13 protein-coding genes are annotated in these 18,855 nt (G+C 62.2%); 6 read left to right on the forward strand and 7 right to left on the reverse strand.

All coding sequences use genetic code 11. The features are described 5' to 3' along the window. The first annotated feature begins 120 nt into the window (after positions 1–120). A complete protein-coding gene (locus HBO24_RS23755; protein ID WP_057959577.1) occupies positions 121–900 on the forward strand; it encodes a DeoR/GlpR family DNA-binding transcription regulator in 780 nt (259 codons plus the stop codon). Between the two features lie 4 nt (positions 901–904). On the opposite strand, the gene HBO24_RS23760 is transcribed toward HBO24_RS23755, so the two are convergent. Genes HBO24_RS23760 through HBO24_RS23770 form a run of 3 tightly spaced genes read right to left on the reverse strand, consistent with a single transcriptional unit; the run spans position 905 to position 4,980 of the window. Further along, complete coding sequence (locus HBO24_RS23760; RefSeq protein WP_170060441.1) at positions 905–2,320, reverse strand: glycerol kinase; 1,416 nt, start codon at positions 2,318–2,320, stop codon at positions 905–907. 25 nt (positions 2,321–2,345) lie between these two features. After that, positions 2,346–3,584 (reverse strand): NAD(P)/FAD-dependent oxidoreductase, encoded by a 1,239-nt coding sequence (locus HBO24_RS23765; protein WP_170060442.1) that lies wholly within the window; start codon positions 3,582–3,584, stop codon positions 2,346–2,348. Further along, positions 3,571–4,980 carry an NAD(P)/FAD-dependent oxidoreductase gene (locus HBO24_RS23770; protein ID WP_170060443.1) on the reverse strand — a complete coding sequence of 470 codons (1,410 nt, stop codon included), beginning with the start codon at positions 4,978–4,980 and terminating at the stop codon, positions 3,571–3,573. Before HBO24_RS23770 ends, HBO24_RS23765 begins: the two co-directional genes overlap by 14 nt. An 811-nt stretch (positions 4,981–5,791) precedes the next feature. Here HBO24_RS23770 and HBO24_RS23775 point away from each other — a divergent pair. After that, complete coding sequence (locus tag HBO24_RS23775) at positions 5,792–10,768, forward strand: glycosyltransferase (RefSeq protein WP_170060444.1); 4,977 nt, start codon at positions 5,792–5,794, stop codon at positions 10,766–10,768. A gap of 19 nt (positions 10,769–10,787) precedes the next feature. Here HBO24_RS23775 and HBO24_RS23780 read toward each other — a convergent pair whose 3' ends face one another. After that, positions 10,788–12,110: a PLP-dependent aminotransferase family protein gene (locus HBO24_RS23780; protein WP_170060445.1), complete on the reverse strand. Its 1,323-nt coding sequence runs from the start codon at positions 12,108–12,110 to the stop codon at positions 10,788–10,790. 92 nt (positions 12,111–12,202) lie between these two features. On the opposite strand from HBO24_RS23780, the gene HBO24_RS23785 reads away from it, so the two are divergent. Genes HBO24_RS23785 through yghX form a run of 3 tightly spaced genes read left to right on the forward strand, consistent with a single transcriptional unit; the run spans position 12,203 to position 14,573 of the window. Continuing rightward, positions 12,203–13,093, forward strand: a complete 891-nt coding sequence (locus HBO24_RS23785) for a DMT family transporter (RefSeq protein ID WP_170060446.1) — start codon at positions 12,203–12,205, stop codon at positions 13,091–13,093. Between the two features lie 51 nt (positions 13,094–13,144). Then, entirely contained in the window at positions 13,145–13,639 is a 495-nt protein-coding gene (locus HBO24_RS23790; RefSeq protein ID WP_057959571.1) for a PaaI family thioesterase, read from the forward strand. A 46-nt stretch (positions 13,640–13,685) separates the two neighbouring features. Beyond that, positions 13,686–14,573 carry a YghX family hydrolase gene (gene yghX / locus HBO24_RS23795; RefSeq protein ID WP_057959570.1) on the forward strand — a complete coding sequence of 296 codons (888 nt, stop codon included), beginning with the start codon at positions 13,686–13,688 and terminating at the stop codon, positions 14,571–14,573. A 558-nt stretch (positions 14,574–15,131) separates the two neighbouring features. Here the strand turns inward: yghX and HBO24_RS23800 are convergent. Beyond that, on the reverse strand, positions 15,132–16,010 hold the full coding sequence (locus HBO24_RS23800; protein ID WP_057439722.1) for a LysR family transcriptional regulator: 879 nt from the start codon (positions 16,008–16,010) through the stop codon (positions 15,132–15,134). A 132-nt stretch (positions 16,011–16,142) separates the two neighbouring features. Here HBO24_RS23800 and ampC point away from each other — a divergent pair, with 132 nt between their 5' ends. Continuing rightward, positions 16,143–17,285 (forward strand): class C beta-lactamase, encoded by a 1,143-nt coding sequence (ampC, locus tag HBO24_RS23805; RefSeq protein WP_170060447.1) that lies wholly within the window; start codon positions 16,143–16,145, stop codon positions 17,283–17,285. Positions 17,286–17,497: 212 nt separating this feature from the next. Here ampC and HBO24_RS23810 read toward each other — a convergent pair whose 3' ends face one another. Both HBO24_RS23810 and HBO24_RS23815 read right to left on the reverse strand, forming a co-directional pair. Continuing rightward, complete coding sequence (locus HBO24_RS23810) at positions 17,498–17,965, reverse strand: SCP2 sterol-binding domain-containing protein (RefSeq protein ID WP_057439724.1); 468 nt, start codon at positions 17,963–17,965, stop codon at positions 17,498–17,500. Further along, a complete protein-coding gene (locus tag HBO24_RS23815; protein ID WP_170045655.1) occupies positions 17,959–18,849 on the reverse strand; it encodes a U32 family peptidase in 891 nt (296 codons plus the stop codon). Before HBO24_RS23815 ends, HBO24_RS23810 begins: the two co-directional genes overlap by 7 nt. Positions 18,850–18,855: the final 6 nt, after the last annotated feature.

Genomic DNA, 18,855 nt, shown 5'->3' on the forward strand with positions numbered 1-18,855 from the left:
CCTCCCTGCCGCTGGCGCTCAAACGCCCCAGCGCTAGCGACTGCGGCATCATTTGAGTGCCTCGGTAACAGCGCCGCGCCCCTGTGGCGCATTCACGTAGCATCAAGAGGATGATTACCCATGCGCCCCAATGAAAGACGCCAACATATCCTTGAGTTACTACGCCAACGTGAACGCATTTCGGTCGACGAGTTGGCGCGCACCCTCGGCACTTCGCAAGAAACCATACGCCGCGACCTCACGGCCCTGGCCGAAGACGGCCAGGTCACCAAGTTCCATGGCGGTGCCTCGCTGCCCCCCAGTGGTGAGCACGAGAACGCCTTCCAGACCCGAATGAATGAGTTCTCCCACGAGAAACGTGCAGTGGCGCGCTTTGCCGCCGGGCTCTACGCGCCGGGCGACAGTCTGCTGATTGATACTGGCACCACTACCCTGTTCTTCGCCCGTGAACTGGCAAAACTCAACCGCATCACAGTGATCACCAACTCCCTGTTGATCGCCGCCGCCATTGGCGCCAGCGGCAATCGCGTGTTCATGATCGGCGGCGAATACCGCCCCGAATCGGAACAGAATATCGGCGCCCTGGCCATGGAGCAGATCGCCCGTTTCAACGCCGAACATGCCGTGGTCACCATTGGCGCCCTGAACACCGACGGCGCCTTCGATTTCTCCATCGAAGAGGCGGAAATCACCCGCGCGATGATCGCCCGCACACGCTACCTCACGGTGATTGCCGACTCTTCGAAGATGGGCAAGCGTGCGCTGTTCCAGGTGTTCCCCCTGGAGCGCATCGACCGCCTGATCATCGACCGCGCGCCTCTGGGCGAACTGGCCAAGGCCCTGGCAGAGGCCCAGGTTGAAGTGCTGCAAGCCCCTGCCCTGACCCGCCCGGAGTGGTGACTGGTTAACGCCAGTCGCGGCACCGCGTCACCGCGTCACTGAACGTGGCACGCCACTGCTGGGCCTGGGCGGCACTGACTTTCGGGTGGAAGCTGGTGCTGGTATTGCGCGGCGGCTTGAGCGCCACGCCAAGCCCTTTGGCCGCCAGCGCGGCACAGCCGAACGCGGTCAACTCGTCGAAACGCTGAGTGACGATGCAACGCTGCAAGGCATCGGCGAGGAACTGCGCAAAATACGGGCTGCGCGCCAGGCCGCCATCAATCGACAGGTGATCGGTGACGCTGAGAAACCCGTCCATGGCCGTGATCACTTCAACACTGCGCAACGCCACGCCCTCCAGCACCGCCTGGCACATATCCTGGCGTGTGGTGCTGCCGTTCATACCGACCCACAGGGCGGCCGCGCTGCGGTCCCAATGGGGGCAAGCCAGCCCGGACAGCGCCGGCACAAACGCCAGTTGGCGGCCAATGGCCGGAGGCTCGTCAAACGCCGCCAGCTCCGAAAAATCCGTGAACAAGCCGAGCCGCCCGGCCCACTCCACCGCCGCGCTGGCATCGTAGACACCACCGTCCATGGCATAGGTGGGCTTGCCGTCGATCTGCCAGGCAATGGTTGCCAGCAGGCCCTTTTCCGGCGCGCGGATGATCTGCTCGCCGGTCAAGGTCAGGGCAAACGCACCGGTACCGTAGGTGATCTTAGCGTCGCCTTCATTGCGGCAACCATGGCCATAGAGCGAGGCCTGCTGGTCGACAATCGAAGCGGTGACCGGGGTGGCGCCAATCTCGCCAAAGTGCCCGACGGTGTCGCGGATCTGCGGCAGGGTTTCCATCGGCACGCCAAACAGCTCGCAGAGCTGGCTGTCCCACTGCCCGGTCGCCAGGTTCATCAGCGAGGTGCGCGAAGCGGTGGTGACATCGGTGGCAAAGACCCCGGTCAGACGGTCGAGAAAGTACGCATCGGTGGTGCCCAGGCGCAGCCGTCCGGCGCGCAATGCGTTCTGCGCGGCCGGCAGGTTGCGCACGATCCAGGCCAGCTTGCTCGCCGAGAAATACGGGTCGAGCGGCAAACCGGCGCGCTCCAGGGTCAGGGCCTCGCCACCGTCGCCGCGCAACTGGGCGATCTCGGCCGAGGTGCGATTGTCCTGCCAGACGATCACCGGGGATAACGGCTCGCCAGTCTGGGCATCCCACGCCAGGCAACTCTCGCCCTGGTTGGCAAGGCCGATGGCGTCCACCTGGCCGGTGGCCTCCAGGCAACGCTGCAGGTTATTGAGCAATTCCAGTGGATCATGCTCCACCCAACCAGGATGGGGATGGTGTTGCTGATGGCGCAACGAGAGCTGGATATCAGCAGACCCATTGTCACTCACCACCAGCACGCGGGTGCTGGTGGTACCTTGATCGAGCGCGGCAATGCGCATGTTAAAGACTCCTCGGCAGGTCTTGTTATGGGCCGACAAAGTCGACTTCGAGTTGCTGTACGCCCTGGGGCAGGTTCAGGCTGGCGATGGGTATCAAGATCCGCCGCTCGGGCAGCGAACTGTCGGCGCGCGACCAGATCTCCTTACCGTCGGCGCGAACCACCAGGCGCCCTTTCACCCCACGACGAACCCGCAGTTGCAGGTGCTGCAGCCCCGCCACGGCAGACGGGCTCAGGCGCTGCGGTACGCAGAGTTTCAAGTCGCCCCTGCAGGCAATTTCGATACTCGACGCAGCAGACGGTAATTGCCCCTGCAGGTCACGGGCGATCATCGTAGCGATCTTATGGCCTTCGCGAAACGACCAACCTGCCGTCTCGACGGGGCGCAGCAGGTTGCCGGCGGCAAAGTACGCCGGGTCGGAACAGCGCCCGTACTGATCAATATGCGGGCCGCCGCTGTTGGGGTCCAGGCGCAACTCGCTCAAACGCACCAGGCTCGATTCGGGGGTGAACTGGCCGGTGAGCAGCACGCCGTCACAGTCAAACGTCTGGGTCTGCCCGTTGGCCAGGCGCACCGTCGCGCCCTCGACCCGCCCGGTGCCGTGGATTTGCAGGAGTTGCGCGCCAAAATGCATCGGCACCCCGCACAGCCGCGGGAACAGCGACAACGGCCAGCGCGCCGTGGCCCGCGGGTTGGCCTCGATCATGGCCACCGGCTGGATCCCGGCACGCCGGCAACTCATGACCGCCGACAGGCTGACCAGCTCGGTACCGACGATCAATGGGCGTTCAAAGGGCTTGAGGTGCTCCAGGTACAGATAGGATTGGAACGCACCGGTATTGATCACCCCCAGCGGGCGGTCGCCACCCACCAGGCGCGCCGAGCGCGGCGTTTCCCGGGCCCCGGTGGCGATCAGCACCCGACGCGCCTGGATCACCTTGGCGCCCTGCGGGCTGACCACCTCCAGGCGTCCGCCCTGGCCCATCTGCGTCACCGAGTGCTTGACGCGGATATCCACGCCCGCCTTCACCGCCTGCGTGACATTTTTGCGCGCATACGCCGGCCCCGTGTAGACCCGGCCATATTCACGCAGACCAAAGGGTGGATGCCCGCAATGGCGCGGAATACCACCAGCCTCGGGCTCACGCTCGAGCACCACCACCGTGCCCACGCCCAGCTTGCGCAGGGTGATCGCCGCCGACAGTCCCGACGGCCCGCCACCGATAATCGCGACATCAATGTTTTCGACTTCAATGGGCTGCATGACAAACACCTGTTGCAAGGGGAATGGCCAGATGGCCAGCGCTCAGCTCGGCCACCCGCGCCCCACAATAAAAACCCTGGCAGCGCCCCATGCAGGCCCGCGTGCGCCGCTTCAACCCGCCCAGGTCACCGGGCGGCAGCGCGCTGGCCAAGGCATTCTGGATTTCCCGCAGGGTCACCATTTCACAGTGGCAGACGATTTCGCCGTAGCCCGGCCGGTGGTAGTCGCGTGGCAAATGTTCGGCGAGGTTAGGCAGCGTCGGCCATTGCAGGATCGACGCGGGGACTGGCGTGTGCTCGCGCTGATACAGGCTGAACACGTGCCGGGCGATGCCCAGCGCCGCCGTCAGGCCGGTGGAACGGATGCCGCCGACGCTGATCCAGTTCTTACCTTCGACCCGCTGCACCCGATACTCTTTCTTTTCCGTGGCCGGGCGCAACGCAGCATAGGTGGCAGTGACCGGCATGCCGTCGAGCGCGGGAATGCGCTCGACGGCAGCGTCCACCAGTTGGCGCAATACCTCGCTGTCGAGCCCTGCGTGCAGGCGGTCTTCCTGTTCTTCGGCGGTAGGCCCCACCAACAGGTTGCCGTAGACCGTGCGTGTCAGGACGATGCCCTTGGTGCGCTCATTGGGCACCGGCAGGATGATATTGCCCAGATAGCGCGCGGCCGCCTTGTCGAACACCACGAACTGGCCTTTGCGCGGGTGAATGGAAAAGCTCGATGCGCCCAGCAACTGTTGCTCCAGCACATCGCCGAACAACCCGGCGCAGTTGATGATCGTACGGCCGCGGATAAACCCGTTGGTGGTCTCCAGGGCCCAGAGATCGCCATCAAAATAGCCGCCGTTGACCTCGGTGTTGAGGCGCACCTGCGCGCCATGCATCATCGCCTGGAGCAGGTACCCCAAGGGCGCCGACCACGGGTCGATAAGGAATTCGCCAGGCACCTCGACCGCGCCCAGGGCATTGTGCGCCAGGTTCGGTTCCAGGCTGCGCAGCCGCTCGCGGCCGATCAGGCTGACATCGGCAATGCCATTGGCGTGTGCCTGCTCGACGATACCTTGCAGCTTGCCCAGGTCGTCCTCGTTCCAGGCCACCACCATCGCGCCGCTCTTGAGCAGCGGCAGCGACATCTGCTGGTGGATCTCCAGGTATTCCTGGTAGCCGTCCTTCATGCACTGCAGCTCCAGGCTGCCGGTGGGCGCATCGAAGCCGGTGTGCAAGATCGCGCTATTGCCTTTGCTCGCCCCAGACAGGATATCCGGGCTCTTTTCCAGCAACAGCACCCGCGCCCCCTCCAGGGTAAAGCGCCGGACCATCGCGCATCCCACCACGCCACCGCCCACAACGATGACGTCGTAGATACCGCTCTGATTCGGGAAGGGTTTCGTCATGATCAAGCCTATGGGTGAAGTGAACGCATGGAATGCCTTGAAGGGGTGCAGGGCATATGCCACTGACCGAACCGGGGTTGGAATGACCGATTGGCCATGGCGTTTCTCGCAGTGCCCAAGGGCTCTACGCCAGAACAAGCAGTCACAGCCATGCCAGCGCCTAATGTTTATGGGGATCCGAGCTTTAAACACAACGTGGAAAAGGCTGACCGGATCGGTGCGCACAGAGCGGATTCTGTCAAAAAGACGTTACTGTGGATTCGGTCAATACGCGCAAAAACGCTACCTAAATACACATAAACTTTATACATGGTTACCTTTCGACACCTATAAAGCATGACCCAGACCGCTTTCCCACGGCCATATCTCGCTCTACCAGCGCCGATCAGTCAACAAAACCAACAAAAAATGACTGATACCCAAAATTAACCACATGAAATCCGCGCATTAACGACGTGAAGCCATCTTTCTTCGAGTCCTTCTATTAAAGACGTTGAAAGGGGCTGCGCTGAGACCAAGGTGCCCCTCGCCCGAGCAGATTCTGCAGGCGGCACAGGTGCTCAAAGCGATTGACCGGGTGCGCCAACAGCCGAAGGCGACCGCAACAACCAACTGCTGGAGCCCTCCGAAGGCAAGAACCGTGATGCTGACTACCCGCTGGGATTTCTGATCCGTAGCTGATGGAAATAATAGGTAAATCAACAACTGCAGACGCAAGGGAATCATCCGGCGTTAAACCGCTACACAAGGCTAATGCCACGGTCGCTGTTTAACCCCGGACCCATTCCCAAACCTTCAGGCAGTCGCCCTTATGCTCAGTATTCCCAAGCACGTGAAGCCGCAACGTCAGCCACCTCTTGCCTCCAACATCCTCCCCGGACCGCCGCCCTCCCGGCAAAAACGTGAAGCCCCCGACCCCGAAGGCCCCAACGAAAACCCGCGTATCGCAGGTGATCGCGAGCTGGCGATGGAGTATCACTCGGCGCTGTTGCTGGCCGCCAATGGCCAGAGAAACGTCACGATCAACACCCTTGCTCCCGAGTCCACGTTCGGCCAGTGGTGGACGCAACTGTCAAACGCCTTCAAATCGCCCGACATCCGTCAATGGATGCAAGACAAAGGCATCAATCCCCGCTCGATCGAACTGCATCCGCAATCCGGCAAAATCTCCTTCAAGCTCCAGCAGCACCTTGATCCCGAGCAGAAGCGACACACCGTCGGGCAAGACGACGCCCGCTGGGCCGCCATCAGCGGGCCCGTGCTCAAGGCCGGCCAAGTCATCGCTGCGGGCGACAGCGATACGGCCTTCTCGCCGCCGGCAAGCGACCTTATCGAGCCCGTTCCCTACTGGTTGGTCGGGCGCTTTTACAATGAGCGGCTGGACCTCACCGCCCCCTCAATGCGCCAGCGTGCTGCGCAAATCGACCAGAACCAGGGCTTCACACCGCTCGATCCAGCCACCTCGGCCCCCTTGATCAAGTCGCGCAGCCAAGATGAACTGCAAAACCAGGAAGCGCATCTGGGCGACATTGACCACCGGCACCAGGCCATCGCCGAGCTTCGTCACCTGGCAAGGTCGGTCGAGCACGACATCGACTATGCCGGGCAGATCAGGAACCAACTGCACAAAAGCATGATCGAGCTGTCCCCCAACAGCACCTACCAGGCCAACCACACCGAGCAATCGAACAAGGTCAGCCTCCTGCAATTCATCGAAGACCATGGCTGGGACGTGCCCACCACTCATGAGCAGTTGGCAAACCTTGCAACCGCCCTCGCTACGCCAGCCCCCAAGGCACCGGCCAATGGCAACCTGGGTGGAGCGCTGGCCTGGCCCGAACCCCTTGACCGGGCCAGCCAGGAACAACTGCACTCGGATCTACGCGCCGGCAAGTTCGGCGATACCACACTGAGTCCGTTTAACCATGTGCTGGATTACTTGCTGAACGGCAGGCAAATCTCGGCCGAGGACCAAAAACACCCACGGCAGTTGATCGATACCTTGCTCCATTCGCCCCGGGGCAAGGCACTGGGTAGCGCCATCCAGGCCACTTTCGAGGCGCGCGGCGTCAAAGGCAGTGCCACGGACTGGCTGTTGGCGGCCTTGAACATCGAGAGCGGCAAGCACCTGCATAACCCGTCACCCGGACAGATCGAGGGCTATCGGCTGGTCTCGGAGAACAATACGGGCAAGCCCGCCTCGGCGATCATCAAGGAACTCGCCGCGCACTTGCTCGCCCAAGGCAGCGCTTCGTCCCCTGAGAGCGCGGCAGTCAAGGCCCATCTTTTGCTGGCCAGCCGGGCACCGGAGTTCCTGGTCAAGGGCATTCCGAATCAGGTGACGCCGGGCACCCATAGCTGGGTCAGCCTGGTCACGGCAACCGCGCGCCTCGAAGCAAAAGCGCCAGGCAGCACGGCGACGATGAGCTACGCGCAAATCATGCTCGACGCCGCAACCGCCCCCATCACTGACGAAGAACGTCGTATTGAGTACACGGCGCAGAGCGAGGCGATCAAAGACTGGGGAGCAGCCAACGGCATGGGTTACCCGGCAACACCCGCAGCCATAAATACCGTGCGCGAGGAGTTCAGTGCGCAGATTCGCGAGCTGAAAGAGGCCTCCGAAACCCAACTTGCGCAAATGCCTACCACCAAGGCAATTGCCCTGGAGCAACTGAAGAAAGCCCTGCCGGACATGGACCCGGCACTGTTCGACAAGAAGTGCATTACCTCGCAACCCTCCAGCCGTTATTTCCCGGGCCCCTACTCGATCCTCGACCTGTACATCGATGGTCGCGCGCTCAGCGGGGCTCCCGACTCGGCCGACAATTGGGGGGAGCATGGCCGTGCTTTTGTAAAAGACCTGACGTTTGGGGCGATCACCCTCGAGCCTGATGGCAAACCTGCGGCATGGGTTTCCTCATCTGAGGCGATCAACATCAGTGCTGTCATACCAAAGCTTAAAAACCTGGCGCGCCCGGTGGAGGCCTTCAACGAGACATTTGCGGGCTACGCCAATACGGTCAAGAAAGCCACGGCCACCCAGATCAAGCTGCTTATTTCAAAACTGCCGCTACAAGACCGGGAGAACCTCGAGCTCGGCAAAATATCCATCAGCAAGGAGGTTCGCTACACCCGGGCCGATCACCCCATTCTCGTTGAACCGGGTGTGCTGCTGGTCAAGACCGAGCGCAACGGTAAGGTCATGACCTATGCCATTGACCGATTGAAAGGCACGGTGACCAGGCGACCGAACCAGAGTTACCAGGAGTACGCCCCCACCAGCGGCTTTTTACACGCATCAGGCGGCAAGAGATTCGATGCAGTAAAACCGGCGGGCCCGCACCCGCCTGGCATAACCGATGAAAACCAGGGGGCACAAGGCGCGCCCAACAGCTTCAACAGTGCCCGGACCCGCTACATTGCTGACGCAGTGATCGAGGCCATGGACCTGCCTGCTGTAGAACGCTACGCCAAGGGCGCCACCACCTTTGACACTGAACTACCGTTCTATAAGGCGCTTGAAGAAATCGCCCTGAACCTCATTCCATTTCGCTCAGCCATAAAGAACTTTATAGACGGCAACGTCGGCGAGGGCATTACCGACCTGGCGTTTGATATCTTCGGTTTTGCAATTGGCCTGGGCACCGCAGCCAAAGGTGCCAAAGCCCTCGCAGCCGGAGCATCGGCCCTTTCAAAACTGGGGCGTGCCGGCAAGATCATCGGGCGCGCGGCGGTTGGCGCGCTGAATCCCGTGGGGGGGCTTGATGACCTGGCGCGCGCGGTAGCGAAGCTGGGGCGTACCGCCTACAAGGGGGTCAAATACTTGCGTGGCTCCTACCGCAGCGTGAACCTGCTGGAGTTGGCGAAAAAACCTGATATCGCCGAAGGCACCTACAAGACAGCCAATAGCGCACTTGAAAACAAAGCCTTGGCCAAGTTCGATGAGGCGAGCCAAAAATGGTATGCCTTTGACCCGCACACCCAGCGGGCGTACGGCAAAGCCCTGGACAACTTTGTGGTCACCCCCGACAACCCGATTGCTCTCGGCGGCGACACAACCCAGATCGCCAGCCAGCAGCACGGCCTGGCAGCAACCGGCACGTTCAAGGTTGGCCAGGAGACGACCGAAGGTAACGTCGTCATGTTTCAAGGCAATTGGCATCAATACGACCCACTCAAGAAGCGAGCCTTTGGCCCCCCGATAAAGGAGTTCAAGCCCCACCGGGTAGCGGCCAATGGAGAGGTGAAATCCCTGAATGCCGATTTATCCGGGTATGAAGTCAAACATATCGCCCTGTCAGAACTAAAGATCAAGGGCCGACAGGGCAATGTGTATGTCGGGGGCAGTAATAAAGAGTATGTAAAGGTTGACGGAGCGCTGTATGAATCACGCGTGAAAGATGGCCAGCGCGTGATCGTGCGCGCGGGAGGCGCAAGCCCCGATATCCCCGTCAAGGATCTGGGCGTTGCTGGCTGGGAACCGGTGTCCAGGGGTAACCGTCTGCTGGGCGGTGCCGGGAGCCCGCCCACGCCGTGGCGGCTCGACGAACATACTTATGTCGTGCCGATAGACGATGTCAAAACAACCGGACGCCCACCCTCCCCCTACACGCTCAATTACATGGGTGTGGAACATAGCGTCACGTTCAATAGTTCACTCGGTGCCTGGAAGGCAACGAATACCTCTACCGGTGTTGAAGGGGTTACTGACCAGTATTTCTGGAGAACCGGCAAAGGCAAGTGGCAGCGGGGAACCCTACAACAACTCGGCAAAGCCAAGAAAATCGACGCCCATAGATTCCAGTTCGTGGATGTCAGCCCGCCGATCTCCATACATATCCCGAGAGATGCGAGGCCATTACCCAAACAACTGCATTATTTCTGGGCAGGCCAGGACATCCCCACCAACCTGGTGGAAAACATGGCCAACAATGCCAAGAAAGCCCCAGGCTACCAATCTGTTCTCCACGTAGATGCCGACAACCCAGCTATTTTCCAACAGATAAAAAGCAAGCTGCAGAGCAAGGCTCCCGACCTGACGGTGGTGAATCTCAATGAGGACGAGGTTTTCAAACAGTTGAAAAATGGCGAAATGTACAACTACTTTCGCCAAGGCCAGGGGAAAAACCTGGCCGCCGCATCGGACGTCGCACGCTATCCGATCATGAATAAATACGGCGGCATCTATCTTGATACCGATGATGTGATTCAAGCCGATATCGGCAATGTGGTTTTAAAAGCCGGCGCCAATGACGTTCTTCTTAACAAGCCTGTTGCCCATAGCCTGACCGGCTACAACCCGTTCTATAACACCAGTAACTTTGCTACGCAGCCGGGCAATCCCGTGCTGACGGACATGATCACAGAAATGAACCGACGCTTTTCCGCCAACAAGTCGTACTTCGCCGCCAATCGGCCCACGGTTTCCAGGGGCCCCAATGGACAGGTCCAATTCACCCCCGAGTTCAATGCCTATGAGCGCAAGATCTTTGAGACGGTAGGGCCCAATCTGTTCAATGACATACTTAAAGCGAAAAGGCCCGACATGTACGACCTAGGGTTTGACGGCATTGCCAAAGAATCAAAAGTCGTCAGCAACAAAGTTGTTTCATCCGGACCGAGCGTCAATATCGAAGACGGTCTACGCGAGTTTTACGTGAGCAAGGGCATTGTTCCATCCAACCTGCTGGGTGTGAGGATCAAGGAAATGAAGGAACACTACCTCCCGCTGTTTCACAAATTCAACATCAAGGTGGGTGCTGAGCATTCCTGGATCGACGGCTGACCCCTCACTCGGCGGATGGTCATTCGACCACCCGCCGCACCTTGAGCAATGCCGCGCGCAACGCCCCCTTATCCACCGAGCCCAGCGCCAGCCGGATCGCATGGGGCACCTGCCCCGACACCGAAAACGGCTCGGCGGTGGACACTGAAATCCCCTCCCGCGCCAGGGCCATGGTGACCTGGTCCGCGCGCACCTCCTCCCCCAGGGGCAACCAGAGAAAGTACGAGGCGGGATGGCTGATGTACGCCAGCCCCGCCAGCACCTCGGTCGCCAGCGCCTGGCGGGCCCGGGCGTCCTGGCGTTTTTGCGCCTCCAGCTGTACGACCGTACCGTCCTCGATCCAGCCTACCGCGATGGCCGTCATCACCCCGGGGGCATTCCACACCGTGGCCATGAGCGTGCGCTCCAACGCCGGCACCCATTCCAGGGGCGCAGCGACGAAGCCCACACGCAGGCCGGTGGCGACGCTCTTCGACAGCCCGCCCACATACACGGTGCGTTCCGGCGCCAGCTGCGCCAGCGGTGGCGGCGCGTGTTCGGCGAGGAAGGCATAGGCGGCGTCTTCGATGAGGATCAGCCCATGTTCGCGGGCGATGCGTACCAGTTCCTCACGCTGCTCGAGCCCCAGTACCCAGCCCAGGGGGTTGTGCAGGGTCGGCATGCAGTACACAGCGCGCACCGGGCGCCGGCGACAGACCTGGCGCAGCGCGGCCAGATCCGGCCCGTGCGGCGTAACCGCGATGGCGACGATCTCCAGGTGCAGGACCTCGGCCAGCACCTTGAAACCGGAATAGGTCAACGCATCCACCGCCACCACATCGCCCGGCTTGAGCAATGCCATCATGCTCACCGCCAAGCCATGCTGGGCCCCGCCGACCACCAGCACCTGCTCGGCCGCCACGCTCAGACCACGGTGCAGCAGATGCCGCGCCATGGCCGCCCGCTCATGGGGGCGCCCGGCATGGGGCTGGTAACGCAGCAGCGCTTCCAGGTCGCCGGACAACGCCAACTGGCGCAAGGCGGTGCGCAGCAGGTCGGCCTGGCCCGGCAAGGACGGGTAGTTGAAGTTCAAATCGAGCATGCCCGCCGCCACCGCCATCTGACCAATGCCCTGCCCGGGCGCCAGGGCAATTTCCCGCACAAAGGTGCCGCGCCCGGTCTCGCCGCTGACCAGGCCCATGGCCTCCAGCTCGCTATACACCCGGCTGGCCGTGACCAGGGCCAGGCCATGGCTGGCCGCCAGTTGGCGGTGGGTGGGCAGGCGGGTGCCGGGCACCAGGGTTCCAGCGCGGATATCCCGGGCAAAGGCATCCACCAACGACTTGTAACGGGCACGGGGCATAGGCGATGTATCCATGACAATTTTTTGATTGTCACAATCTTCAGCCCTAGGATGCGCCAAACGCAACCCCGCCCCCTACGAGCACACCCTGCATGGAACAGACCTCTCGGATTATCACCCCCGCGCACAGTCGCAGCGGTTGGATCAATGGCTTGATTGGCGTGCTGATTTTCAGCGGTTCGCTGCCCGCCACCCGCGTGGCGGTGCTGGAGTTCGAGCCGGTATTTCTCACCGTGGCCCGGGCGAGCATCGCCGCCGTGCTGGGCCTGTGCCTGTTGTGGCTGTTCCGGGAACAACGCCCCGCACGCCACCAGTGGCGGCCGTTGCTGATTGTTGCCCTCGGTGTGGTGATCGGTTTTCCGCTGCTGACCGCACTGGCCTTGCAGTACGTGACGTCGGCCCATTCCATCGTATTCATCGGCCTGCTGCCCCTGGCCACCGCAGTGTTTGGCGTACTGCGCGGCGGCGAGCGACCGGGCCCGGTGTTCTGGCTGTTTTCGATCCTCGGCAGCCTGCTGGTGATGGGCTATGCCCTGACCCAGGGCCTGAGCGCCGCCCCCGCCGGCGACTTGCTGATGCTGTTGGCGGTGCTGGTGTGCGGGCTCGGTTATGCCGAAGGGGCCACGCTGTCACGCACCCTCGGCGGCTGGCAGGTGATCTGCTGGGCGCTGGTGGTGTCGCTGCCGGTGGTGGCGCCCCTGACCTTGCTCCTGGCCCCCGCCTCCTTCAGCGGGATCAGCCTGCCGGCGTGGCTGAGCCTGGGTTATGTGGCGCTGTTCAGCATGTTGATCGGCTTTGTGTTCTGGTATCGCGGCTTGGCCCAGGGCGGTATCGCGGCGGTCGGTCAGTTGCAGTTGCTGCAACCTTTTTTCGGCCTGGCGCTGGCGGCCGGCCTGCTGCATGAACAGGTGAGCCTGGGCATGCTGGCGGTGACTGGCGCGGTGATTGCCTGTGTGGCCGGGGCGAAGAAGTTTGCGCGGTAGGGGGCTGCGCCATTAGGCTCATGGATTGGCCAAAAACAATAAGGATCCACGATGCACAGCCCTTCCCTGCAAGACACCACGGCGCCGGACGGCGTCTGTTACGGCTGCGGCCCACGCAATGCCCACGGGCTGCAGATCAAAAGCCGCTGGGATGAAGACGGCGTGCATATCGTCGCCGAGCACCTGCCCGACGCCCAGTATTGCGGCTGGCCCGACCTGGTCTACGGTGGCCTGATTGCGATGCTGGTGGATTGCCACTCCAACTGGACCGCCATGGCCTATCACTACCGTGCCGAGCAGCGCGAACCTGGGGAGGCGCCGCGCATCGACTGCGTGACCGGCAACCTGGGCATCAAATTTATCAAGCCCACCCCCATGGGCGTGCCACTGACCCTGCGCGCCAGGGTCGAGGGCGAGGTCGGGCGCAAGAGCCGCGTGGTCTGTGAGGTGTACGCAGGCGATGTGCTGACGGCGATTGGCGACTCGATCTTCGTGCGCGTCGATACCGGGCAACTGGCGGCGTCGGCCCATGGCCGGCCCGCCTGAGAATGGTCTACATTCAACGCCAAGTGCCGAAAAAAGGAACCTGACGATGACGCGCCTGACCGCCAAAGACTTTGCCCCCGAACTGCTGGAACTCTACGACGGCTATGCCCACGGCAAGATCAACCGTCGCGAGTTTCTCGACCGCGCGGCCCTGTTCACCTTTGGCGGCCTGACCGCCTCGGCGCTGCTGGCCTCCCTGAGCCCCAACTACGCCCTGGCCGAACAGGTGAAGTTCACCGACCCGGACATCGTTGCCGACTACGTCACCTACCCTTCGCCCAAGGGCAACGGCCAGGTGCGTGGTTACCTGGTGCGTCCGGCAAAGGCCAGCGGCAAGCTCCCGGCGGTGGTGGTGGTCCACGAAAACCGTGGGCTCAACCCCTATATCGAAGATGTCGCACGGCGCCTGGGCAAGGCCGGGTTTATCGCCCTGGCACCCGATGGCCTGACCTCGGTGGGCGGCTATCCCGGCAATGATGAAAAAGGCGTGGCACTGCAACAGACCGTCGATCCGACCAAGCTGATGAATGACTTCTTTGCCGCCATTGAGTGGCTGATGAACCATGACGCCAGCACCGGCAAGGTGGGCATCACCGGCTTCTGCTATGGCGGAGGCGTGACCAATGCGGCGGCCGTGGCCTACCCGGAACTGGGCGCGGCGGTGTCGTTCTATGGTCGCCAACCCGAGGCCAAGGACGTACCGAAGATCAAGGCGCCGATCATGTTGCATTTCGGCGAGTTGGATACGCGGATCAACGAAGGCTGGCCGGCCTATGAGGCGGCGTTGAAGGCCGCTGGCACGACCTATGAAGCGTATATCTACAAAGGTGCCAACCACGGCTTCCACAACGACTCGACCCCGCGCTACGACGATGCTGCGGCGAACCTGGCCTGGGAGCGTACCTTGGGCTGGTTCCGTAAATACCTCGTGTAATTGCGGCGGTGGCTTCTCGGACGCCATCGCGGGCAAGCCCGCTCCCACAAGGGATCTTTGCCGGACACACATTTGCGCCGCATCGCAAATCAAATGTGGGAGCTGGCTTGCCTGCGATGGCGGTATACCAGCCGCCAAAATAGTGCCTGAACCACCGCCATCGCGGGCAAGCCCGCTCCCACAGGGGACTTTTGCCGGACACACATTTGCGCCGCATCGCAATTCAAATGTGGGAGCTGGCTTGCCTGCGATGGCGGCATACCAGCCGCCAAAATAGTGCCTGAACCACCGCCATCGCGGGCAAGCCAGCTCCCACAGGGGACTTTTGCCGGACACACATTTGCGCCGCATCACAATTCAAATGTGGGAGCTGGCTTGCCTGCGATGGCGGTATACCAGCCGCCAAAATAGTGCCTGAACCACCGCCATCGCGGGCAAGCCCGCTCCCACAGGGGATCTTTGCCGGACATACATTTGCGCCGCATCGCAAATCAAATGTGGGAGCTGGCTTGCCTGCGATGGCGTCCGAGAAGCCACCGTCACCAGCAAGCCAGGCGCCTACAGGCCCTTCACCTGCTCCAACAGCCATTGCTTGAATGCCAGCATCGCCGGGGTTTCGGCGCGTGACTGCAGGCGCGTCAGCCAGTAGCTGCCGGTGCTGATGCCTACATCGAAGGGCTGGCGGATCACGTCCTGGGCCAATTGCCGCGAGAACATCATCGCCGGCGCCAGCGCCACGCCACTGCCCTGCAACGCCGCTTCCATCATCGCCAGGGACGAATCGAACACGATACTGCGCGGCACCAGGGTGTCGGCGGGCAAGCCTGCGGCCTGGAACCAGAGGTTCCATTCATCCGCCCGGTAAGAGCGCAGCAATGTGTGCTTCAACACATCGTCCGGGCCTTGCAACTGGCGGGCAATCGCCGGCACGCACAACACCGTCAGCGGCGCCTCCAGCAACTCACAGGCATGGGTGCCATGCCAGGCGCCAGCGCCGAAGCGGATCGCGTAATCCAGGCCCTCGGCCGCCACGTCCACGCGGTTGTTATGGGTCGACAACCGCAGATCGATAAACGGGCAGCGCGCCTGGAAATCCGCCAGGCGCGGTAGCAGCCAGCCCACCGCAAACGTGCCCACCGCCCCCACCGTGAGCACCTCACGGTAATGCCCGGCCTGGAACTGGCCGAGGGTCTGGGCGATACGGTCAAAGGACTCGCGCAGCACCGGCAGCAGCGTCTCGCCCTCGCGGGTGAGCATCAGGCCACGGGGCAGGCGCTTGAACAGGATGACGTTGAGCTGTACCTCCAGGCTCTTGACCTGATGGCTGACAGCCGCCTGGGTCACGCACAGCTCGATGGCCGCCCGGGTAAAGCTCAAATGCCGGGCGGAGGCTTCGAAAGCACGCAATGCATTAAGGGGTAAATGGGAACGCAGCATGGTCTAAGGCCAAATTTTTCTAATGACTGGGGCGAGATATCATCGGTTGTCCGGGGCCGGCAAACTGCCTATCTTGGCGGCGCCTGCGCAGGCAGTGATTAACCCGACCCTCCTCAAGGAAGCGACCACATCATGTACCAACATGTGCGCAACGTCACAATTCTCAGCCTATTGCTCGGTGCCGGCAACTGCATGGCCGCTGCCGACCTGCGTCAGGTGGTAGACGCCACCGTCAAGCCGCTGATGCAGCAGCAGGCAATTCCCGGCCTGGCGGTCGCCATCGTGCAAGATGGCAAGGCCCGATACTTTAACTACGGTATTGCCACCAAAGACAACCAGCAACCCGTCAGCGAGAACACCCTGTTCGAGATCGGCTCGGTGAGCAAGACCTTCACCGCCACCCTGGCCGGCTATGCCCAGGCCACTGGCAAGCTGCAGCTCGCGGAGCCGGCCAGCCACTACCTGCCAGCCTTGCGCGGCAGCCTGTTCGATCACATCAGCGTGCTCAACCTGGGCACCTACACCGCTGGCGGGCTGCCGTTGCAGTTCCCCAGCGAGGCGGACAATGCACAGCAAATGATCGGCTACTTCCAGCACTGGAAAGCCACTTTTCCCCCTGGCACCCACCGCCAGTACTCCAACCCCAGCCTGGGCCTGTTCGGCTACCTGGCGGCGCAGAGCCTTCAGCAACCGTTCGATGTGGCCATGGAAAAGACCCTGTTGCCCAAGCTCGGCCTCCAGCACACCTATCTCACAGTGCCCAAGGCGCAAATGGGTCTGTATGCCCAGGGCTACGACAAGGCCGGCAAGCCGTTGCGTGTCAGCCCGGGGGCGCTGGACAGCGAAGCCTACGGGGTGAAGACCAGCCCGGCGGACCTGGCCCGCTACATGGCGCTGAACATGGACCCGACGCCGTTGGAACAACCGCTGCAACAGGCCATCGCCGCCACCCATACCGGCTATTACACCGTGGGCAACACCACCCAGGGCCTGGGATGGGAGATGTACCCTTACCCGCTGAGTGTTGACGAACTGCTCGCCGGTAATTCGACGCCCATGGCCATGGAGCCGCACCCGGTCACCTGGCTGAAACCCGCCCAGCCGCTGCGCGCCAACACCCTGGTAAACAAGACCGGCTCGACCGGTGGCTTTGGCGCCTATATCGCTTATGTACCGAGCAGAGGCATCGGCGTAGTGATCCTGGCGAACAAGAACTACCCCAATGCCGAGCGGGTGAAAGCGGCCCATGCGATCCTGCAGGCCATGGAGCAATAGCCCAGCTTTTTTGAACCCGGCATGTTCCCAATGTGGGAGTGGGCTTGCCCTAAAGCCGGTCAGTTAAGCGAACGCAATGCTCAAAGCAGTGAAAATCAAATGTGGGAGCGGGCTTGCCCGCGAAGACGTCGGCCCAGCCAACATTGATGTTGACTGACCCACCGCTTTCGCGAGCAAGCCCGCTCCCACAGGGGATCTGCGCCAGCGCTATCTCACGCCGCCAGGCCTTTACCGGCCCGCTCCAGATTGCGCCACAACCAGGGCGGCAGCACATCCGGGTCGAGGCTGTCGATCAGGTTCTTCAGGCCCAGCCCCAACTCCGTATCCCCTTCGATCACCAACCGCCGACGAAAGAACAAGGTGTCCGGATCTTCCTGACGGCTGGCCAATAACAGGAACTCGCGCCAGTTGCCGCTGATGGTCACCTGCGCCTCGGCCTTTTCGGCAATGCGCAGTCCGTCCCGGCCCAGGGTCAGGTACCAGCGCAAGCCCAGGTCGGGAATGCGCAGGCACATCCAGCGCCCACGCAGCAGTTCAAAGCCGCCATCGCGCAAAGGTTCGGCCAGGCAGCGATTCAGCGCCTGTTGCAACGCCAGGCGCTGCACCACAAAGGGCACCTTGCGCATCAGCGGCAGTAAGCGGTCGGCGCCCTTGAGCAGCCATTGTTTGCGATTCAGCACAGCCCCACCTCCTCGACCCGCAACATCCCGGCCTGGCCGTGCCAGTAGCCATTGCAACCTTCGACAAACAACGGCGGCGTGGCCCCCTGGCGGACCCGGTCAAAGGCTTCGACGATGCCCACCATGCCCAGGGCCCGTGGGCTCAGGCGCAGCAGGTCGGCGCCGCAACTGACCAGCCCGGGATAGTCGGCCAACAGGTTGGTGACATCCGCCGACATGGTCTGGATGCCATTTAACGTAAACAGCGCCTGCCCTTCCTGGCTGGTCAAGGCCATGCCATCCGGGTAGTTGAGGCAGCAGAACTGGCAGTCATCCTTGGGCCGGTTTTCCGCCCGCGCCGTAAAGCAGCGCGCCGAATAGGCCAGGGGCAGATGCCCATAGGCGAACACTTCGACTTCAGGCAACGGCCGGCCCAGTTCACGCACCTGCTCCAGCACATCGCCAATCAGTGCGGCCGAACATTCCACCGGCGGCACCCAGCGCATCATCCCCGCATCCAGCAATTGCACGAGGGCGTGGCCGTTATACAGATTCAGCGCCGGGCCGCCGACAAAGGGCAGTTTACGTTCGGCGAGCAGCTGCACGGCGCCCATGTCATTGGCCTCCACCAACACCTCGCCGTTGTCACACAGGCGACGCAGGCTCGACAGCTCCGACGCGGCCTCGATCAGGGTCAGGCTCGACAGCACGATTTGCGCGTTACCCGCCGAGCGCAATTCGCGGCCCAGGCCCAACCATTGATCGAGGTTGAACGCGCGGCGTTTGGAGCACACGGTTTCCCCCAGGTAGATCACATCCAGCGCCAGGCTGGCCATCTCGGAGTAGAACTGCCCCAGTTGTTGCTTATCCCAGTAAAACAGCACCGGTCCCAGGCTGAGTTTCATGTACGG

This window comes from Pseudomonas sp. WS 5410, from assembly GCF_012985645.1.
GTDB classification, from domain to species: Bacteria; Pseudomonadota; Gammaproteobacteria; order Pseudomonadales; family Pseudomonadaceae; genus Aquipseudomonas; species Aquipseudomonas shahriarae.

Bases quoted from the DNA above. Each gene is read 5' to 3' on its own strand.
- HBO24_RS23790 (WP_057959571.1), top strand. From the start codon at position 13,145: ATGCACAGCCCTTCCCTGCAAGACACCACGGCGCCGGACGGCGTCTGT.
- HBO24_RS23785 (WP_170060446.1), top strand. From the start codon at position 12,203: ATGGAACAGACCTCTCGGATTATCACCCCCGCGCACAGTCGCAGCGGT.
- HBO24_RS23775 (WP_170060444.1), top strand. From the start codon at position 5,792: ATGCTCAGTATTCCCAAGCACGTGAAGCCGCAACGTCAGCCACCTCTT.
- HBO24_RS23755 (WP_057959577.1), top strand. From the start codon at position 121: ATGCGCCCCAATGAAAGACGCCAACATATCCTTGAGTTACTACGCCAA.
- HBO24_RS23770 (WP_170060443.1), bottom strand. From the start codon at position 4,980: ATGACGAAACCCTTCCCGAATCAGAGCGGTATCTACGACGTCATCGTT.
- HBO24_RS23760 (WP_170060441.1), bottom strand. From the start codon at position 2,320: ATGCGCATTGCCGCGCTCGATCAAGGTACCACCAGCACCCGCGTGCTG.
- HBO24_RS23780 (WP_170060445.1), bottom strand. From the start codon at position 12,110: ATGCCCCGTGCCCGTTACAAGTCGTTGGTGGATGCCTTTGCCCGGGAT.
- ampC (WP_170060447.1), top strand. From the start codon at position 16,143: ATGTACCAACATGTGCGCAACGTCACAATTCTCAGCCTATTGCTCGGT.
- yghX (WP_057959570.1), top strand. From the start codon at position 13,686: ATGACGCGCCTGACCGCCAAAGACTTTGCCCCCGAACTGCTGGAACTC.
- HBO24_RS23765 (WP_170060442.1), bottom strand. From the start codon at position 3,584: ATGCAGCCCATTGAAGTCGAAAACATTGATGTCGCGATTATCGGTGGC.
- HBO24_RS23800 (WP_057439722.1), bottom strand. From the start codon at position 16,010: ATGCTGCGTTCCCATTTACCCCTTAATGCATTGCGTGCTTTCGAAGCC.
- HBO24_RS23815 (WP_170045655.1), bottom strand. From the start codon at position 18,849: ATGAAACTCAGCCTGGGACCGGTGCTGTTTTACTGGGATAAGCAACAA.